This window comes from Intrasporangium mesophilum (assembly GCF_054783095.1).
On sequence record NZ_BAAGRF010000004.1, the window covers coordinates 14,241 to 29,769 of the forward strand.

Consider the following 15,529-nt stretch of genomic DNA (forward strand, 5'->3'; position numbering starts at 1 on the left):
GTGCGCTCAGCTCAGTCCGGCCTTCTGAAGGAACTCGGTCGCGACCTGGTCGGCGTCCTTCTTGTCGATGACGACCTCCTTGACGAGCCCCGCCAGCGTGGAGGTGTCGAGCTTGGCCGACACGGCGTTGAGAGCGGAGGAGACGGTGTCGTTGACCTTCGACTTGGTGATGAGCGGGACGACGTTCTGTGCCGCGAAGAGGAACTTCGGGTCCTGGAGCACGACGAAGCCGTTCGCCGGGATGTTCGGGTCGGTGGTGAACAGGTTGGCAGCCTGGACCTGACCGTTCTTGAGGGCCTGGACCGTGAGCGGGCCTCCCGCGTCGAGCGGCTTGAACTCCTTGAAGGTCAGGCCGTAGATCTTCTTGAGACCCGGCACGCCGGTCTCTCGGGTCTTCCACTCCGGCGGGCCACCGAGGACGAGGTCCTTGGCGACTGGTCCCAGGTCGGCGATGGACGAGAGGTTGTACTTCGTCGCGGTGTCCTTCGTGACGACCACGCCGTCCTTGTCCTCCGCCGCCGACTTGTCGAGCACCGCGAGGCCCGTCGGGAGGGCCGCCTTGAGCTCGTCGTAGACGGCCTGGGAGTCGGTCGCCTTGGCCGACTTGTTGAAGTACTGGTCGAGAACACCGGTGTACTCCGGGACGAGGTCGATGGAGCCGTCCTGCAGGGCCGGGATGTAGGTCTCACGGCTGCCGATGTTGGGCTTGGTCTCGACCTTGACGCCCTTGGCCTCCAGGGCCTTGGCGTAGATGTTCATGAGCAGCTCGGACTCGGGGAAGTTGGCCGAGCCCACCGTGACGGTGCCGCTCGCAGCGGGTGAGCCGGCGTTGGTGGGCTGGTCCAGGGGGCTCCCCCCACCGCTCGAGCCGCAAGCCGCGAGACCGGCCAGAGCCAGTACCGAGACCGACGTGAGAACCGTCTTGCTGTGCTTCATACTCTTCTCTTTCCTGTGGGCGCTGACCAAAGGGATCAGTTGACCGTGCCGACCGTGACGGTCGTGGTCGTGAGTGAGTCTGATGTGGACCGAGCCGCGGCACGACCACGGCCCGAACGGAACCTACCGGTGACTCCGCGTGAGACGACAAGCCGCTGGATGACGGCGGCCACCAGGTCGATGGCGAGCGCCAGCGCCGCGACGAGCACGGCTCCGGATGCCATCTGGGGATAGTCGCGGACGGCGAGCCCGTCGATGAGGAAGCGGCCGAGCCCGCCGAGACCCGCCGTGGCGGCGATGGTCGCGGTGGCGACGACCTGCAGCAGGGCCGAGCGCAGTCCCGAGAAGATGAGCGGGAGCGCGCACGGCACCTCGACCTTGAACAGCACCTGCCACCCGCGCATCCCCATCCCGCGCGCGGCATCCCGGGCGGCGGGGTCGACCTCGTCGATCCCGGCATACGTGCCCGCAAGGATCGGGGGGATCGCCAGCACGATGAGGACGATGAGGCTCGGGAGCAGGAACGCGAGGTCGCCCGAGAGGCTCGGTCCGAGCCACAGGACGATGAAGTAGAGCAGGCCGAGGGTCGGGATGGCCCGGGCGAAGCCCGAGATGTTGACGACCGCGAACTTGCCGCGCCCGGTGTGGCCGACCCACATGCCGGCCGGGATCGCGATGATCGCCGCGATGCCCGTCGCGAGGAAGACGTACTGGATGTGCTCGAAGAGCCGCTGGACGATGTCGCCGCGGTTGGCCGGGTCCGTGAGCCAGCTGATGATGTCGTTGATCATGAGGCGGTCCTCGCTCGGGCCCAGGGGGTGAGCAGCCAGGTGATGACGACGATGATGACGTCGAAGAGCAGCGACAGCACGCCGCACGCGATGATGCCGGTGACGATCGGTGCGAAGAAGTCGCGGTTGAAGCCGTCGGTGAACAGCGAGCCGAGCTGCTCGACCCCGATGATCGCCGCGACGCTCACGATGCTGACGTTGCTCACTGCGGCCACGCGCAGCCCGGCCGAGATGACCGGCACGGCCAGCGGTAGCTCGACGCCCAGCAGCCGCCGGACCGGGCGGTACCCCATCGCGTTGGCGGCGAGCCGCACGTCGTCAGGCACCGCGCCGAGCCCGTCGGCGACCGTCCGGACGAGCAGCGCCACCGTGTAGATCGTCATGGCGACGAGCACGTTGTTGGGGTCGAGGATCTGCGTGTGCAGGATGCCTGGCAGCAGGATGAACACTGCCAGCGACGGCAGCGTGTAGAGCAGGCCGGTGCCGATGATGAGCGGCGGGTAGAGCCACGAGTAGCGGCGGGCCAGCCAGCCGACGGGCAGGGCGATGAGCAGGCCGAGCAGCAGCGGGACGCCGGCGAGGTAGGCGTGCTCGACGAACAGGTCCCACACGTCGTCGATGTGCGAGGTGAACCAGTCCATCAGTCGACACCGGCCTCCGACACGGCGCCGACGCTCTGCGCCGGCGCTTCGCGTTGGCTCACCGCGGCCGCCTCGATGGGCTCGATGAGGTCGCGAGCGCGAACCGTGCCCACGAAGGCGCCGTCCGGCCCGACGATGACGCCCCGGCCCGAGGGCGCGGACAAAGCCGCGTCGAGGGCCTGCCGCAGCGAGCCCTCGGTCGAGCCGACCGTGCCTCCGCGGTGCAACGCCTCGGTGGTCACCGGCCCGCGCAGACCTGCCTGCTCGACCCATCCGAGCGGGCGTCGCTGATCGTCGAGCGCGAGCACCCACGGGTCGCTGGTGACCGCGCGGACCTCCGCCTCCGACGCCCCGAGGCGGGTGGTCGGCTCGGACATGGTGGGGAACGGCGCGCTGCGGAAGCCGAGCGTGCGATAGCCGCGGTCGCGCCCGACGAAGTCGGCGACGAAGTCGTCGACCGGGCGGGCCAGCAGCTCCTCCGGCGGTGCGAGCTGGGCCAGCTTGCCACCGACCCGGAGCACCGCCACCTGGTCGCCGAGCTTGATCGCCTCGTCGATGTCGTGGGTGACGAAGACGATCGTCTTGCCGATCTCGCCCTGGAGCCGGAGGAACTCCTCCTGGAGCTGGTCGCGCACGATCGGGTCCACAGCGCTGAACGGCTCGTCCATGAGCATCACCGGTGGGTCGGCCGCCAGCGCGCGCGCCACCCCGACTCGCTGCTGCTGGCCACCGGAGAGCTGCGACGGGTAGCGCTTCGCGAACGACTGGGGCAGACCGACGCGGTCCATCAGCTCGAGCGCCCGGCTGGTCGCCTTCGCGCGGTCCCACCCGAGCAGCAGGGGCACGGTCGCGATGTTCGCGACGATGGTCTTGTGCGGGAACAGGCCCGCGTGCTGGATGACGTAGCCGATCCCGCGGCGCAGCTCGGCGCTGTCCATGGAGGACGTGTCACGGTCGTCGACCATGATCCGGCCGCGAGTGGGCTCGATCATCCGGTTGATCATGCGCAGCGACGTCGTCTTGCCACAGCCGGACGGGCCGACGAGGACGGTGATCTTTCCGGTGGGCGCGGTCAGGCTGAGCGCGTCGACGGCGACGGTGCCGTCGGGGTACTCCTTGGTCACCGACTCGAAACTGATCATCGGCTGGTCACCTCACTGGTGTCGTGGGTCGGGAACAGGGTGCGCGCGATCGTTCGAGCCTCCGCGGCGACGGCCTTGCCGACGTCACGGCTTCGTTCTGGGTCTAGACGATAGGAGGGACCGACGACATTGAGGGCTCCCGCAACGCCTCCGATCCACGTGATGGGAGCAGCGATGGCCGTCACGTCCTCCTCAACACTCGAACGCACGACCACGTAGCCCCATTCCGGCGTGCGCCCCTGCAGGACGGCGCCGATGGCCGTGGTCTCCAGTGGGACGGTGCGCCCGACCCACCCCGCGTGTCGAATCGAGTACGTACCCTCTGCCATCGCGATGTAGACGGCCCGGTCCGGACCGCTCGTGATGGCGAGATAGGTCGACTCGCCGCAGCGGGTGCACAGCCGCTGCAGCGCCGGCTCCGCCGCCTTGATCATCTGGTTGCGCCCGAGGGCCGCAGCCCCGAACCGGAACGAGAGCGCTCCGGGATGGAAGTCGCCTCCCGGATCGCGACTCACGAAGTCGAGAACCTCGAGAGTGCGAAGGAGCCGGAGGGCGGTCGTCGGGGACAGCCCGACGGCCCGAGCACACTCGGACAGGCTCGTCGGCGCCGACTCGCACACGTGGGCGAGCAGCCCGAGCGCACGCTCGACAGAACGGGTGGATGAAGGGCCGCTCGTCGACGATCGCGCTGCGTCGGCATTCGGCTCCGGATGTGCGGCGGCTCGCCCTGGCTCAGGGCGGCCTGCGGGCCGCACTGCGGTGGACTGCTCTGGTCGTGTCATCGGTGACACCTCGTCGCGCCGTCGCGCCTGAGTCTGGCTGGTCAGTCTGGCTGGTCACTCTGGATGGCAGCTGCCGGATGGTGAATCCGGAAGTCAACCTGGGACGGTCAAGGGCTTTCATTGTGTGGCATTCCCTTGCTGCCTAGTGGCAGTCTGGCACAGTACACCTCACGCGCGACACCCTTTGGCTCAGGAAATCTCATCCAGGATCTCGAGGACCACACATGACCATCACGCTGACCGGCCGGAGCCTCACCGTCGAGGCCATCGAGTCGCTCGGCGCCGGGACGTCCTTCGACGTCGACGCCAGTGCGGCATACACGGTGGGCCAGGGTGCCGAGGCGGCCCGGCAGGCCGCCCGGCTCCGGCCCGTCTACGGTCGCACCTCGGGGGTCGGCGCGAACCGCGACCAGGCGACCACGTCAGCCAACCCCGGGCGGGCGCTCCTGCGCAGCCACGCCGCAGGGTTCGGTGACACGTTCCCCGCGGCGACTGTCCGCAGCGCCTTGGTCGTCCGCGTGAACCAGCTGCTCTCCGGGGCCTCAGGGGCCACCCCCGCCCTGCTCGGCGCCCTCGTCGGCGCGACGCGAGGCACCGACGCCGAGCTTCCTGTCGTCCACCGTCGCGGCTCCGTCGGGACCGGGGACCTGACCGCCCTCGCCGAGGTCGGCCTGACCCTCCTCGGCGAGCGGCCCCGGGCCGACGGGACGGTGAGTCCGGCCGTCGACTTCGACGAGGCCGACGCGCTGCCGCTCATGTCGAGCAGTGCCTTCACCCTCGCGGAGGCGGCGCTGGGCTGCTTGGAGATCCGCCGGCTCGCGGACGTCGCGACGAGGGTCTGCGCCCTCTCGTTCGTGGCGCTGCGGGGCAACCCCGAGGCCTTCGGCCCGGCGGTGCAGCGCGTGACGCCGTTCCCGGGCGCAGTCGCCGTGGCCGCCACCGTCCGCGGCCTGGTTGAGCCGCAGGCCGGCGACCCCGCCCAGCTGCAGGACTTCTTCGGGCTGCGCACCTTCCCGCAGGTGCACGGACCGCTGGTCGACCGTCTCAACGACCTGCGGGACGTCGTCGAGACGCTCGTCAACGCGGGCAGCGAGAACCCAGCCGTCGTGGGGCACAACCCGCCCGAGGTTGCCCATCATGGCGGCTTCCACCAGGCCTACCTCGCCCTCGCCGTCGACTCGGCCCTGCTGGCGCTGGTCGGCTCGGCCCACACCTGCGCCTCGCGCCTCGCTCACCTGCTGACCGATCCCGCGACCGGTCTTCCGCGTTTCCTGGCCGGACCGGAGGCCGGCTCGTCCGGCCTGCTCATCCTCGAGTACGACGCCGCCTCGGCCATGGCGCTGCTCCGCGATGCAGCCGCCGCCCCACGGTCGGTGCAGTGGGCGACGGTCTCCGCCGGTGTCGAGGACGGCGCGAGCCACGCCAGCGCCGCCGCTGCCCGGCTCGGTGACGCCGCCGGCGCCTACCGGCAGCTCATCGCCCTCGAGCTCGTGACCGCGGTCCGTGCGCTGAGGATGACCGGCCAACCGGTCATCGGCGAGCTCGCAGACCTGGTGCAGCGCTGCTGGGACCTTGCCGGCGAGCCGGACGACCACGACCTCGCCCCCGCCGTCGAGGCGGCGGGCCGCATCGTCGACCAGCTCGCCGCGGAGGCGACGCACCACGGCGCGTGAGGACCGCGCCTGCCCCCTGGTCGGGCGAGCGGCCCCGTCACAGCTCGTATGCCGTCAGATGTCGATCGTGACGCCGCCACCGTGCACGAGGCGGGCGACCACCGCCCCGATGGGGCCGGACCGCGGCTCGCCCGACCCACCGAGCTCGGTCGCGAACGTGGCCGCCACGATGTCGGTGACGAGCACCGTCCACAGGTGTGCGCGGACGAGCATCGCGTGATCCGAGCGCGCGACGCGCACGAGCGACGCGTCGAGGCCGTCGGCCTGCATCTTCTCCACCCGCTCGCGGCTGCGGGACAGCCCGCAGATGATGTCCCGGTCACCGTGGATGAGCACCGTTCGGCGCCCGTCGGACGGCACGGGGTCGCTCGGCTCGATCCACGGGGCGAGGCCGATCACGAGGCGGACGTCCTCCTCGTCACCGACGTGCATCGACACCCGGCCACCCATCGAGTGACCTACGAGGACGATCGGCACCCCGGGGTAGGTCGCCCGCACCTGCCTGAGCGCCCAGCGCGCGTCGTCCACAGGCATGGCCGACTCGCCGTTCCAGCCGCGGACCCGGAAACGCAGCCGGGCGACCGCGAGCGGCCCTGGCACCTTCTTCAAGGCCCTCGCGAACGGCACGAGCCGCGCGACGTTGTGAGACCACGGGTGGTTCGGCTCGAACCCCTCGATCGCGCCACCGTGCATGACGAGCGCGACGGCGCCGGCGTGCTGGGGGCGGGCGTCCCACGACAGCGCGGCCAACGGCATACGGCTCGGGTCGTCGGGAGGGGCTGCGGCTGAGGACTGGTCAGGGGACGACGTCGCGCTCACACCTTGGTGCGGTGGAAGTTCTTGAACGACCGGCTGGCCGTCGGCCCGCGCTGCCCCTGGTAGTGCGAGCCGTATGCCGCTGAGCCGTAAGGGTTCTCGGCGGGCGAACTGAGGCGGAAGAAGCAGAGCTGCCCGATCTTCATGCCCGGGTAGAGCACGATCGGCAGGGTCGCCACGTTGGAGAGCTCCAGCGTCACGTGACCCGAGAAACCGGGGTCGACGAACCCGGCCGTCGCGTGGGTCAGCAGGCCGAGACGGCCCAGCGAGCTCTTTCCCTCGACCCGCGCCGCCAGGTCGTCTGGCAGCGTCACCGTCTCGAGCGAGGACCCGAGGACGAACTCGCCCGGGTGCAGCACGAAGACGTCCTCCTCGGACTGCACCTCGACCAGCCGGGTCAGCTCGGGCTGCTCCGCCGCCGGGTCGATGTAGGGGTACTTGTGGTTGTCGAACAGGCGGAAGTACTTGTCGAGGCGCACGTCGATGCTCGACGGCTGGACCATCGCGGGGTCCCAGGGGTCGAGCACGACGCGGCCGGCGTCGACCTCGGACCGGATGTCCTTGTCGGAGAGCAGCACGGGGTCGAGGCTACCGCGCCCGCCCGTCGACCTTCCGCGACGTCGGTGGCTGCCCCTACGTTGGGGCGATGACAGTGGGGACGAACGGAGCGGACGACGAGACCGATGGCGTGGCCGACCTGGTGCGCCAGTTCCAGCGGCTCGTGCACCGGATGATGCAGGCTCTGCCGGACGACGGGCCACCCGGCGCCGCGCTCGAGCCGGTGCTCTCGGAGCATCTCGGCGTGTCGGTCGTGGGACTGCCTGTGGTCACCGAGCCCGTGCCGCCCCACCGCGGGGTCGACGCCGACATCGCGCTCACCCTGCTGGCCGACGAGGATCCGGACGCGCGGCTCATCGGCCTCGCGGGCGACATGCGCCACCACATGACGCTCGGCGACCTGCTGCAGTTCGGCGGTCATGGGCCCGTGCGCATCGGCCAGGTCGACTACCTCCAGATGGACACCGGCCCCGGGCCCGAGGACCGTCGGCAGGTCGTGACGTCGGGGATCCGGCTCTTCACGCATCTCGGTCAGCCGGTCGTGGTCAGGGTCCAGGGCCGCAACCCGCACTACGGCCGCGAGACCGGCCTGGTCGAGGTCATCGCAGCGGAGCGCGCGGTGAGCGAGGCGCTCATCGCCCGGATTCGACAGCTGATGGACGAGCACAGTGTCATCCGCGGCAAGGTCGTCACCCTCGCCGAGGACCCGTACGGCATGGGCATGGCCGGGATCACCTTCCTCGCGCGGCCCACCCTCGACCGCGCCGATGTCGTGCTGCCGGACGGCACGCTCGACCGCGTCGGCAACCATGTCATCGGCATGGGCGCCCATCGTGAGCGCCTGCGCGCCCACGGCCAGCACCTCAAGCGCGGCATCCTGCTCTACGGCCCGCCCGGCACCGGCAAGACGCACACCGTGCGGTTCCTCGTCGGCGCGGCTCCGGAGTCGACCGTCGTGCTGCTCGCGGGCGGCTCGCTGCGACACATCCATGCGGCGGCCAAGATCGCGCGAGCGCACCAGCCGTCCATCGTCGTGCTCGAGGACTGCGACCTCGTCGCCGAGGACCGGTCGCTCGGGATGGGGACCTCGCCGCTGCTCTTCGAGGTGCTCGACGCCCTCGACGGGCTCGACGCGGATGCCGACGTCGCCTTCGTCCTGACGACCAACCGGGTCGAGGACCTCGAGGTCGCGCTCGCGCAGCGGCCCGGCCGCGTCGACCTCGCCGCCGAGATCCCGCTGCCCGACCTGCAGGGCCGGCTCGCCCTGCTGCACCTCTACGGCGGCCACCTCTTCGGCGCCGAAGCCCGGTCCGCGGCGGCGGCCCGCTCCGAGGGCACCACTGCGTCCTTCGCCAAGGAGCTGGTCCGGCGGGCCGTGCTCGCCGCGGCCGTCGCCGACGAGCCGCCCACCGACGACCACCTGGGCCTCGCCCTCGACGAGCTGCTGTCCGACACCGAGCGGCTGACACGCAGCCTGCTCGGTGTCGGCGCCGGCATGGCCGGCTGGGGTCCCGACGGGCCGCAGGGTGGCTGGGCAGGCGAGCCGGACGGCATACCCGTGGGTCCCGGGCCGCTGACCCGGCCGCCCAGGGGTCGGTGGGCCACGACGTCGTTCGGCTGGTTCGGCCCTCCGCCTCCGGGGGTCCAGATGCCGTCACCCGAGCCCTGAGGCGCGGTGGCGGGTGAGTCGGGGCCCGACGGCGGCGAGGCCAGGTCTGCGGCCAGGCCAGGTCTACGGGCGGGCCGTGCGTCAGCGGGTGAGCCCGGGTCAGCGGGTGAGCCCGGGTCAGCGGGGTGAGGCCGGGTCAGCGGGGTGAGCCCGGGTCAGCCGGCGAACTCGCGCACCGGTAGGCCGGGCACGTCGACGCGCACGCGGAAGACGGCGCCGGCCTCGGGCTCGGGATCGTCCAGGTTCTCGCGCGAGGTCGTCAGGTAGAGCGTGCGCAGGTCCTCGCCTCCGAACGTGCACGCGGTGACCAGTCGGACCGGGAGCTCGACGTCGGCCAGGACCTGCGCGGCCGGCGAGTAGCAGCGCACTCGGCCCGCCCCGTTGAGCGCCACCCAGACGTTGCCTGCGCTGTCGACCGTGAGACCGTCCGGGTTCCCTTCGTCATCCGGACGAGAGCCGGGTCCGTGGAACGGGCGCTGGTTCGCCAGCTCCCCGTCGACGATGTCGAACATGTCGGTCCCGGCGGGGGTGTCGTTGTAGTAGGCGAGCCGACCGTCGGGCGAGAAGTCGAGCCCGTTCGAGATGGTCACATCGGGCAGCACGACCTCGACGGTTCCGTCGGGGTCGACGCGGTAGAGCCGCGCCCCGCCCGGGGTGCGGTCGTAGGCCATCGAGCCGCAGTAGAGACGGCCGAGCGGGTCGATGCCGCCTTCGTTCATGCGCACGCCGGGGTCGTCCCACAGCGTGAGCCAGGGCTCCGGCATCGAGGCGACGTCGTCTGCGCGCGCGAGACCCCGCTCGGTGCCGACGATCCACCCGCCGTTGCTGCGCGGGCGGATGAACGCGGCGACCTCACCGACGTGCATCCGCTCGACGCGCCCCGTTGCGTCGAGGCTCAGCACGTCCCCGGCGAGCAGGTCTACCCAGCGCAGCCCGCCCCAGGTCGGCGACCACACGGGACCCTCACCGTGGTAGCAGAGCGGGTCGGTGACCTGCTCGGCCACGAGCCGGGTCTCGGCGATGTCTTCGGGCTTGTCATCGGTCATGTCAGCTCCACTGTCAGAACCAGCGTCAGAACCACTGTGGTGTCTCGAGGTCAGCTCCACCAGACGCCGACGTAGTGGTGCCCCTCGGGGATCTGCGGTGCGTCGACCAGCCACTCGATCGTCAGGGCCGGGCCTCCGCTGGGCTGGGGCTCCGCGGTGGCGATGATCCCATCGACCTCACGCGGCATCAGGGTGGTGATCACCGCGACCCCGCTGGCGTACGGCCACTCGTCCGCCGGGTAGGTCTGGAACTCCAGGCGGTCGAGCTCGACGCGGACATCGTGGACGTCGGGGCGCTCACGCAGGTCCAGCAGGGTTCGGCGGACGTCGTCGAGCAGGACGTCATCGGCGCGGTCCGGGGCGATGCACCACTCGCAGTCGTTGCCGTCGAAGAACTGCTCGAGGGTCACAGCCACCTGCGACTGTGCTCCGCCTCGGGATCGGACGTGGTCGATGAAGGCGGCCTGCTTGTCGTTGTCCATGGCGTGTGGAGGTCCTCGGGACGACTCTCGTCGGTCGGTGATCGGCGATGGCTCGGCGTCGGCTACACTGACGCCGCGTGCCGCCTCAGGCTCACCCCACATCGTGTGTTGCGACCTCGGCGGCGGCCCGTGCGAGCGTAGCTCAATGGTAGAGCGCCAGCTTCCCAAGCTGGATACGCGGGTTCGATTCCCGTCGCTCGCTCCACGCCGAAGCCGCTGGTCAGGACACGTTTCCCGGCCAGCGGCTTCGCCCTTGTGGCCGCTGCCGCGCCATCGCGTTCACCACAAACGACCACATGGTCGCGTGTGGGCTGAACCAGCGAGCTGAGCCCACAACAACCCGCCGACTGGTCGATAGTTGTGGCCCCTTCGGCCACGCGAGTCATGGACTGGCCGGTCAAGATGGCAACCCCAAGAGTCCTGAGGTTCTCACCTGCGGCATACCGCTGGGTTGCGCGCTCGCCCAGGGGATCGGTGCCTCGGACGTCCAGAGGCACCGATCCGGGTGATGGGTGGATCAGTAGATGGTGACGCCGTATGCGTTCGCTGCTTCCCGCACGGGCTGGAAGAACGTGGTGCCACCCGAGGTGCAGTTGCCGCTGCCGCCGGACGTGAGACCGAGCGCCTTGGTGCCGTCGTAGAGCGGGCCACCGGAGTCGCCGGGCTCGGCGCAGACCGTGGTCTGGATCAGACCCGAGACCGTGCCGCCGCCCTGGTAGCGGACCGTGACGTTGAGGGCGGTCACGGTGCCGGAGTGCGTGCCGGTCGTCGAGCCGGTGCGTCGGACGGACTCGCCCACGAACGGGTCGGCGACGGCATACCCACCGGGGTGCGACAGGGAGAGGTTGTCATAGCGCACGAGCGCGTAGTCGTTGCCAGGGAAGCTGTAGTTGATCGTGGGGCCGATCAGCGTGGTGTGCCCCGCGTTGGTGTACCACGTCTTGGCGACCTTGCCGCAGTGGCCGGCGGTGAGGAAGTAGAAGGTGCTGCCCTGGACGACATTGAAGCCGAGTGAGCAGCGGTAGCGACCGCCGTAGATCGCTCCACCGGCCGCGACGAGCGGCCGGAAGGCGCCCGCTACGCGCTCGACCCGGACCGCCGCTGCGTTGGTGCCCGCGGCCTTCCTCAAGGTCGCGACGTCGGCGGCAGAGACAGTGCTGTCTGCTGTGACGACGACCTGTCGGGTCGCCGAGTCGGTGTACCAGGCGATACCGCGCACGCCTGACCGGTTGACCGCCTGGCTGACTCCGGAGAGCTGGCTGTCACTGGGACCACCGGGGGCCGCCGGGGCAGCAGCAGGTAGGAGCAGCGCCGAGGCTGCGGCGAGTCCAGCGCCGGCTGCGAGCAGCCGGGCGGCTCTACGGGACAGGCGGCTGTGGTGGAGCGATGGTGTCGACACGGATCCTCCTCGGGGCTGTGCAACGAGCTGGGTGGGTCGAGGGTCGGCTCCGCAAGCGCACCGCGTGCGACGCGGGGCAGGCTCTCCGTCGCCCACTGTGACACAGAAGCGCCCATCGCGAACCTTGAAACACTCGCCAGTGGACACCACCGGACACGGAAGCCATTCCATTCGTCCACGACCAGGGAACCGCTCAGCACGCTCCCAGTCGTCCGCGCAGTCTGTGAGAAAGCTCAGAGACAATTGGCCACAGGGCTACTATTCGGACCTAGTGAACAGTATGCTGAACTGATCCTGAGCATTTGCCGATATCAACCTGGGGAAACCCGACGAATGCCTTTCTTCGGCGTTCAACGCTAAATGGCAGGATATAGGCCGACGAATCTGGATCCCCTTGCATAGCAGTCGATTCAACAGGATCCAGGAGGCTGGCAAAGCCTCACAGTCTCGGCACATCAGGCTCATTGTGCGGAGTGGTTCTTGACGGGCAAATGCCGCCCGATTCTGCGTTTTCCCACGGCCCGTCCACCCCTGGTCATACCTTGATAGACGGACGTGCTGGACGGGGTGCCGGATTCGTCTGTCAGGCGCCGATGTCAGCCGTGGCCGCAACGTGCCTCTGCACGATCCGCTCCGGATCGGGGGCCGGGATACCGGTTCAAACAATTGGAGACACCATGAACGGTTCATGGCTCATGTCTCGAGGGCGGCCCGATTCCGGGCCGAACGGGAAGGCGCCACGGCTGCGTCGACGGACCACGGCCATGGTGGCCGCCGCCACGCTCGCCCTGACCGGCTACGTCGCGACGTCGGCGAGCGCCAACCTCCCGGGCAGCACCTTCGAGGGCAACGACGGCAACCTCGTCGTCAACACGTCAGGCAACACCGACTGGAACAACGTCTCAGGGCGCGCCCTCGGCGTTGACATCGCCAACTCGCAGGCAGACAACGCCTTCGGCAACGGCGCCAAGGAGGATGTCGCCTCGACGACCATCGTCGACGGCTCGATCCCGCCGAACAAGAACAACCTCAGCCGCTTCTACGAGGCGAACGAGCAGCTCGGCAACGGCGACATCATGCTCTACCTCGGGTGGGAGCGGCTGGTCAACATCGGCAACGCCAACCTCGACTTCGAGATCAACCAGAAGACGACCGCCGGGTGGACCAGCTCTACGCAGGGCCCGATCACGATCAACCGAACGGCCGGCGACCTGCTCGTCACCTATGACTTCGGCGGCTCGGGGAACCCGACGCTGGGTCTCAACACATGGGTGACCACGGGCTCGACCAGCCAGTGCTTCTCGTCCAACTCGCTGCCGTGCTGGGGCAAGCACGTGAACCTTTCGGGGACGAACTCCGAGGGTGCCGTCAACTCGGTCAGCATCAGCGACACCATCGGCTCCAACAACGTGCTCGGTGGGCCGAACCAGCCCGGTACCCTCACCGCTGGGCTGTTCGGTGAGGCGGCCATCAACCTGACCGCGGCCGGCGTCTTCCCGCCTGGCGTGTGCGAGGCCTTCGGCAGCGCGTTCGTCAAGAGCCGCTCGTCGTCGTCGTTCACCGCCGAGCTCAAGGACTTCATCGCGCCGGTGGGCGTCTCGATCAGCAACTGCGGGTCGATCACGATCAACAAGGTCACCCAGAACGCACCCGCGGGCGACAACACGACGTTCAGCTACACCACGACCGGCACCGGCCTGTCCGACTTCGGCCTCAAGAGCGGCGGCACCAAGCTGTTCTCGCCGCTCAACGCCGGTTCCTACTCGGTCACCGAGGGCACTCTCCCGGCCGGCTGGGACCTCAACAACCTGACGTGTGACACCGCGAGCGGGGTCACCATCGACAAGGCCAGCGCCAAGGTGTCCATCAACCTGGCCACCGGCGAGAACGTGAGCTGTACCTACACGAACCACTTCACGAACAGTCCAGGCATCGTGACGTCGGCAACGACGCCGGTGAATGTCGGAGCGACGGTCCATGACACCGCGACGCTCTCGGGCGCCTCGTCCGGTGCGGGCGGATCGATCACGTTCAAGCTCTACCCGACCAACCAGTGCACGGCCGGTTCAGAGGTCTTCACCAACACCCAACCGGTGAGTGGCAACGGAAGCTACACGTCGGGCAACTACACGACGACCGCCGTGGGGAGCTTCTACTGGATCGCCTCGTACAGCGGCGACGCCAACAACAACGCCGTCAGCGGAGCGTGCAAGGACTCCGGTGAGCTCAGCGTCGTCAACCCGTTCACTCCGACGATCGTCACGCACGCGACCGACTCGATCGTGGTGGGCAACACCGTCCACGACGTGGCGACGCTCTCCGGCGCGACGACCGACGCCACGGGCAACGTCACGTTCACCCTCTACAGCGACAACAAGTGCACCGTCCAGGTGTTCACCGACTCGCAGACGGTGAACGGCAACGGCGACTACACCTCGAGCAGCTTCACTCCGGCCACTGTCGGCACGTACTACTGGATCGCGAGCTACAGCGGCGATGCCAAGAACACGGCCGCGACCGGCAAGTGCGGCGACGCCAACGAGGCGAGCACCGTCATCCAGACTGCCCCGGGCATCGCGACCCACGCGACGGCGTCCATCACGATCGGCGCCTCGCTCAGCGACAGCGCGACCCTGTCCGGTGGCCTGGCGCCGACGGGCACGATCACCTTCAAGCTGTACCCGACCAACCAGTGCACGCCGGGGTCCGAGGTCTTCACCAACACTGTTCCGGTGAGCAGCGGCAACGGCACCTACCCGACGAGCGCGAGCTTCACGCCGACCACGGTGGGGAGCTACTACTGGATCGCCACGTACAGCGGTGACACCAACAACGCCGCGGCAGCAGGCACCTGTGGCGACACCGGCGAGGTCAGCGTCGTCAACCAGGCGCACCCGCAGATCAGCACCACGGCAACCCCGTCGGTGACGATCGACTCGACCATCTCCGACGTCGCTCACCTGACAGGTGGGGTTGCCCCGACCGGGACGATCACGTTCCACCTGTTCAGCGACAACGCCTGTCAGAACGAGATCGTTGCGGCCCAGAGCGTGAAGAACGTGACCGGCAACGGCGACTACCTGTCCGACGCCTACACCCCGACCGCGGTCGGCACCTACTACTGGATCGCCGTCTACAGCGGGGACACCAACAACGCTGGTGCGACCGGAGCCTGCGGTGACCCCAACGAGTCCAGCACGGTCAACAAGGGTCCGGCCAGCCTGACCACCACGCAGACGCTGCGCCCGCAGGACGCGGTCAACGTCGTCTCCGGGGTGGGCGGCACGCCGTCGGGCACCGTCACGTTCTCGCTGTTCGACCCGAGCAACCAGACGTGCGCGGCAGCCGGCTCCGCACCGGTCTACACCGAGACGGTTCCGCTCAACCTGTCCGGATCGGCAGTGACCAACAACAGCTCGTTCACGATCAGCAGCGCCACCTCGTCGCAGTACAAGTGGCTCGTCAGCTACTCGGGCGACGCCAAGCACCTCGGCATCACCGGGAAGTGCGGCGACGAGAACTTCACGCTGTCGATCGACAACGGAGGCACGGTCACGAGCCCGTGACCTGACTCCCGGCACTGCGTGCCGAGCA

13 protein-coding genes and 1 tRNA gene are annotated in these 15,529 nt (G+C 69.3%); 4 read left to right on the top strand and 10 right to left on the bottom strand.

Translation table 11 applies throughout. From position 1 onward, the window contains the following. Positions 1-6: 6 nt before the first annotated feature. From ACYVLP_RS03500 to ACYVLP_RS03520, 5 genes are read right to left on the bottom strand one after another with little or no spacing between them, the layout of a single operon-like run. Positions 7-936, bottom strand: a complete 930-nt coding sequence (locus tag ACYVLP_RS03500; RefSeq protein WP_460625949.1) for an ABC transporter substrate-binding protein — start codon at positions 934-936, stop codon at positions 7-9. A 35-nt stretch (positions 937-971) separates the two neighbouring features. Next, on the bottom strand, positions 972-1,727 hold the full coding sequence (locus ACYVLP_RS03505; RefSeq protein ID WP_460625950.1) for an ABC transporter permease: 756 nt from the start codon (positions 1,725-1,727) through the stop codon (positions 972-974). Then, positions 1,724-2,368, bottom strand: coding sequence for an ABC transporter permease (locus ACYVLP_RS03510; protein WP_460625951.1), 645 nt, complete (start codon positions 2,366-2,368; stop codon positions 1,724-1,726). The genes ACYVLP_RS03505 and ACYVLP_RS03510 overlap by 4 nt, the downstream gene beginning before the upstream one ends. Further along, positions 2,368-3,510 (bottom strand): ABC transporter ATP-binding protein, encoded by a 1,143-nt coding sequence (locus tag ACYVLP_RS03515; protein ID WP_460625952.1) that lies wholly within the window; start codon positions 3,508-3,510, stop codon positions 2,368-2,370. The genes ACYVLP_RS03510 and ACYVLP_RS03515 overlap by 1 nt, the downstream gene beginning before the upstream one ends. Further along, a complete protein-coding gene (locus ACYVLP_RS03520) occupies positions 3,507-4,292 on the bottom strand; it encodes an IclR family transcriptional regulator (RefSeq protein ID WP_460625953.1) in 786 nt (261 codons plus the stop codon). Before ACYVLP_RS03520 ends, ACYVLP_RS03515 begins: the two co-directional genes overlap by 4 nt. Positions 4,293-4,516: 224 nt before the next feature. On the opposite strand from ACYVLP_RS03520, the gene ACYVLP_RS03525 reads away from it, so the two are divergent. Further along, the gene (locus tag ACYVLP_RS03525; protein ID WP_460625954.1) at positions 4,517-5,965 is read left to right on the top strand and encodes an aromatic amino acid ammonia-lyase; all 1,449 of its coding nucleotides are present in this window, start codon (positions 4,517-4,519) and stop codon (positions 5,963-5,965) included. 54 nt (positions 5,966-6,019) lie between these two features. On the opposite strand, the gene ACYVLP_RS03530 is transcribed toward ACYVLP_RS03525, so the two are convergent. Continuing rightward, positions 6,020-6,784: a serine aminopeptidase domain-containing protein gene (locus ACYVLP_RS03530; protein ID WP_460625955.1), complete on the bottom strand. Its 765-nt coding sequence runs from the start codon at positions 6,782-6,784 to the stop codon at positions 6,020-6,022. After that, a complete protein-coding gene (gene dcd / locus ACYVLP_RS03535) occupies positions 6,781-7,359 on the bottom strand; it encodes a dCTP deaminase (protein WP_452271328.1) in 579 nt (192 codons plus the stop codon). Before dcd ends, ACYVLP_RS03530 begins: the two co-directional genes overlap by 4 nt. Before the next feature lie 68 nt (positions 7,360-7,427). On the opposite strand from dcd, the gene ACYVLP_RS03540 reads away from it, so the two are divergent. Beyond that, a complete protein-coding gene (locus ACYVLP_RS03540; protein ID WP_460625956.1) occupies positions 7,428-9,008 on the top strand; it encodes an AAA family ATPase in 1,581 nt (526 codons plus the stop codon). Between the two features lie 155 nt (positions 9,009-9,163). On the opposite strand, the gene ACYVLP_RS03545 is transcribed toward ACYVLP_RS03540, so the two are convergent. Both ACYVLP_RS03545 and ACYVLP_RS03550 read right to left on the bottom strand, forming a co-directional pair. After that, entirely contained in the window at positions 9,164-10,054 is an 891-nt protein-coding gene (locus ACYVLP_RS03545; protein WP_460625957.1) for an SMP-30/gluconolactonase/LRE family protein, read from the bottom strand. Positions 10,055-10,104: 50 nt separating this feature from the next. Continuing rightward, on the bottom strand, positions 10,105-10,536 hold the full coding sequence (locus ACYVLP_RS03550; RefSeq protein WP_460625958.1) for a hypothetical protein: 432 nt from the start codon (positions 10,534-10,536) through the stop codon (positions 10,105-10,107). A gap of 131 nt (positions 10,537-10,667) precedes the next feature. Here ACYVLP_RS03550 and ACYVLP_RS03555 point away from each other — a divergent pair. After that, a tRNA-Gly gene (locus ACYVLP_RS03555) sits at positions 10,668-10,741 on the top strand. 312 nt (positions 10,742-11,053) lie between these two features. Here the strand turns inward: ACYVLP_RS03555 and ACYVLP_RS03560 are convergent. Beyond that, a complete protein-coding gene (locus ACYVLP_RS03560) occupies positions 11,054-11,935 on the bottom strand; it encodes a S1 family peptidase (protein WP_460625959.1) in 882 nt (293 codons plus the stop codon). Positions 11,936-12,699: 764 nt separating this feature from the next. Between ACYVLP_RS03560 and ACYVLP_RS03565 the strand changes: the two genes are divergently transcribed. Continuing rightward, positions 12,700-15,501 carry a hypothetical protein gene (locus ACYVLP_RS03565; protein WP_460625960.1) on the top strand — a complete coding sequence of 934 codons (2,802 nt, stop codon included), beginning with the start codon at positions 12,700-12,702 and terminating at the stop codon, positions 15,499-15,501. The last annotated feature ends 28 nt before the right edge of the window (positions 15,502-15,529 follow it).

Bases quoted from the DNA above. Each gene is read 5' to 3' on its own strand.
- ACYVLP_RS03540 (WP_460625956.1), top strand. From the start codon at position 7,428: ATGACAGTGGGGACGAACGGAGCGGACGACGAGACCGATGGCGTGGCC.
- ACYVLP_RS03510 (WP_460625951.1), bottom strand. From the start codon at position 2,368: ATGGACTGGTTCACCTCGCACATCGACGACGTGTGGGACCTGTTCGTC.
- ACYVLP_RS03550 (WP_460625958.1), bottom strand. From the start codon at position 10,536: ATGGACAACGACAAGCAGGCCGCCTTCATCGACCACGTCCGATCCCGA.
- ACYVLP_RS03515 (WP_460625952.1), bottom strand. From the start codon at position 3,510: ATGATCAGTTTCGAGTCGGTGACCAAGGAGTACCCCGACGGCACCGTC.
- ACYVLP_RS03545 (WP_460625957.1), bottom strand. From the start codon at position 10,054: ATGACCGATGACAAGCCCGAAGACATCGCCGAGACCCGGCTCGTGGCC.
- ACYVLP_RS03525 (WP_460625954.1), top strand. From the start codon at position 4,517: ATGACCATCACGCTGACCGGCCGGAGCCTCACCGTCGAGGCCATCGAG.
- ACYVLP_RS03520 (WP_460625953.1), bottom strand. From the start codon at position 4,292: ATGACACGACCAGAGCAGTCCACCGCAGTGCGGCCCGCAGGCCGCCCT.
- ACYVLP_RS03565 (WP_460625960.1), top strand. From the start codon at position 12,700: ATGGTGGCCGCCGCCACGCTCGCCCTGACCGGCTACGTCGCGACGTCG.
- ACYVLP_RS03500 (WP_460625949.1), bottom strand. From the start codon at position 936: ATGAAGCACAGCAAGACGGTTCTCACGTCGGTCTCGGTACTGGCTCTG.
- ACYVLP_RS03505 (WP_460625950.1), bottom strand. From the start codon at position 1,727: ATGATCAACGACATCATCAGCTGGCTCACGGACCCGGCCAACCGCGGC.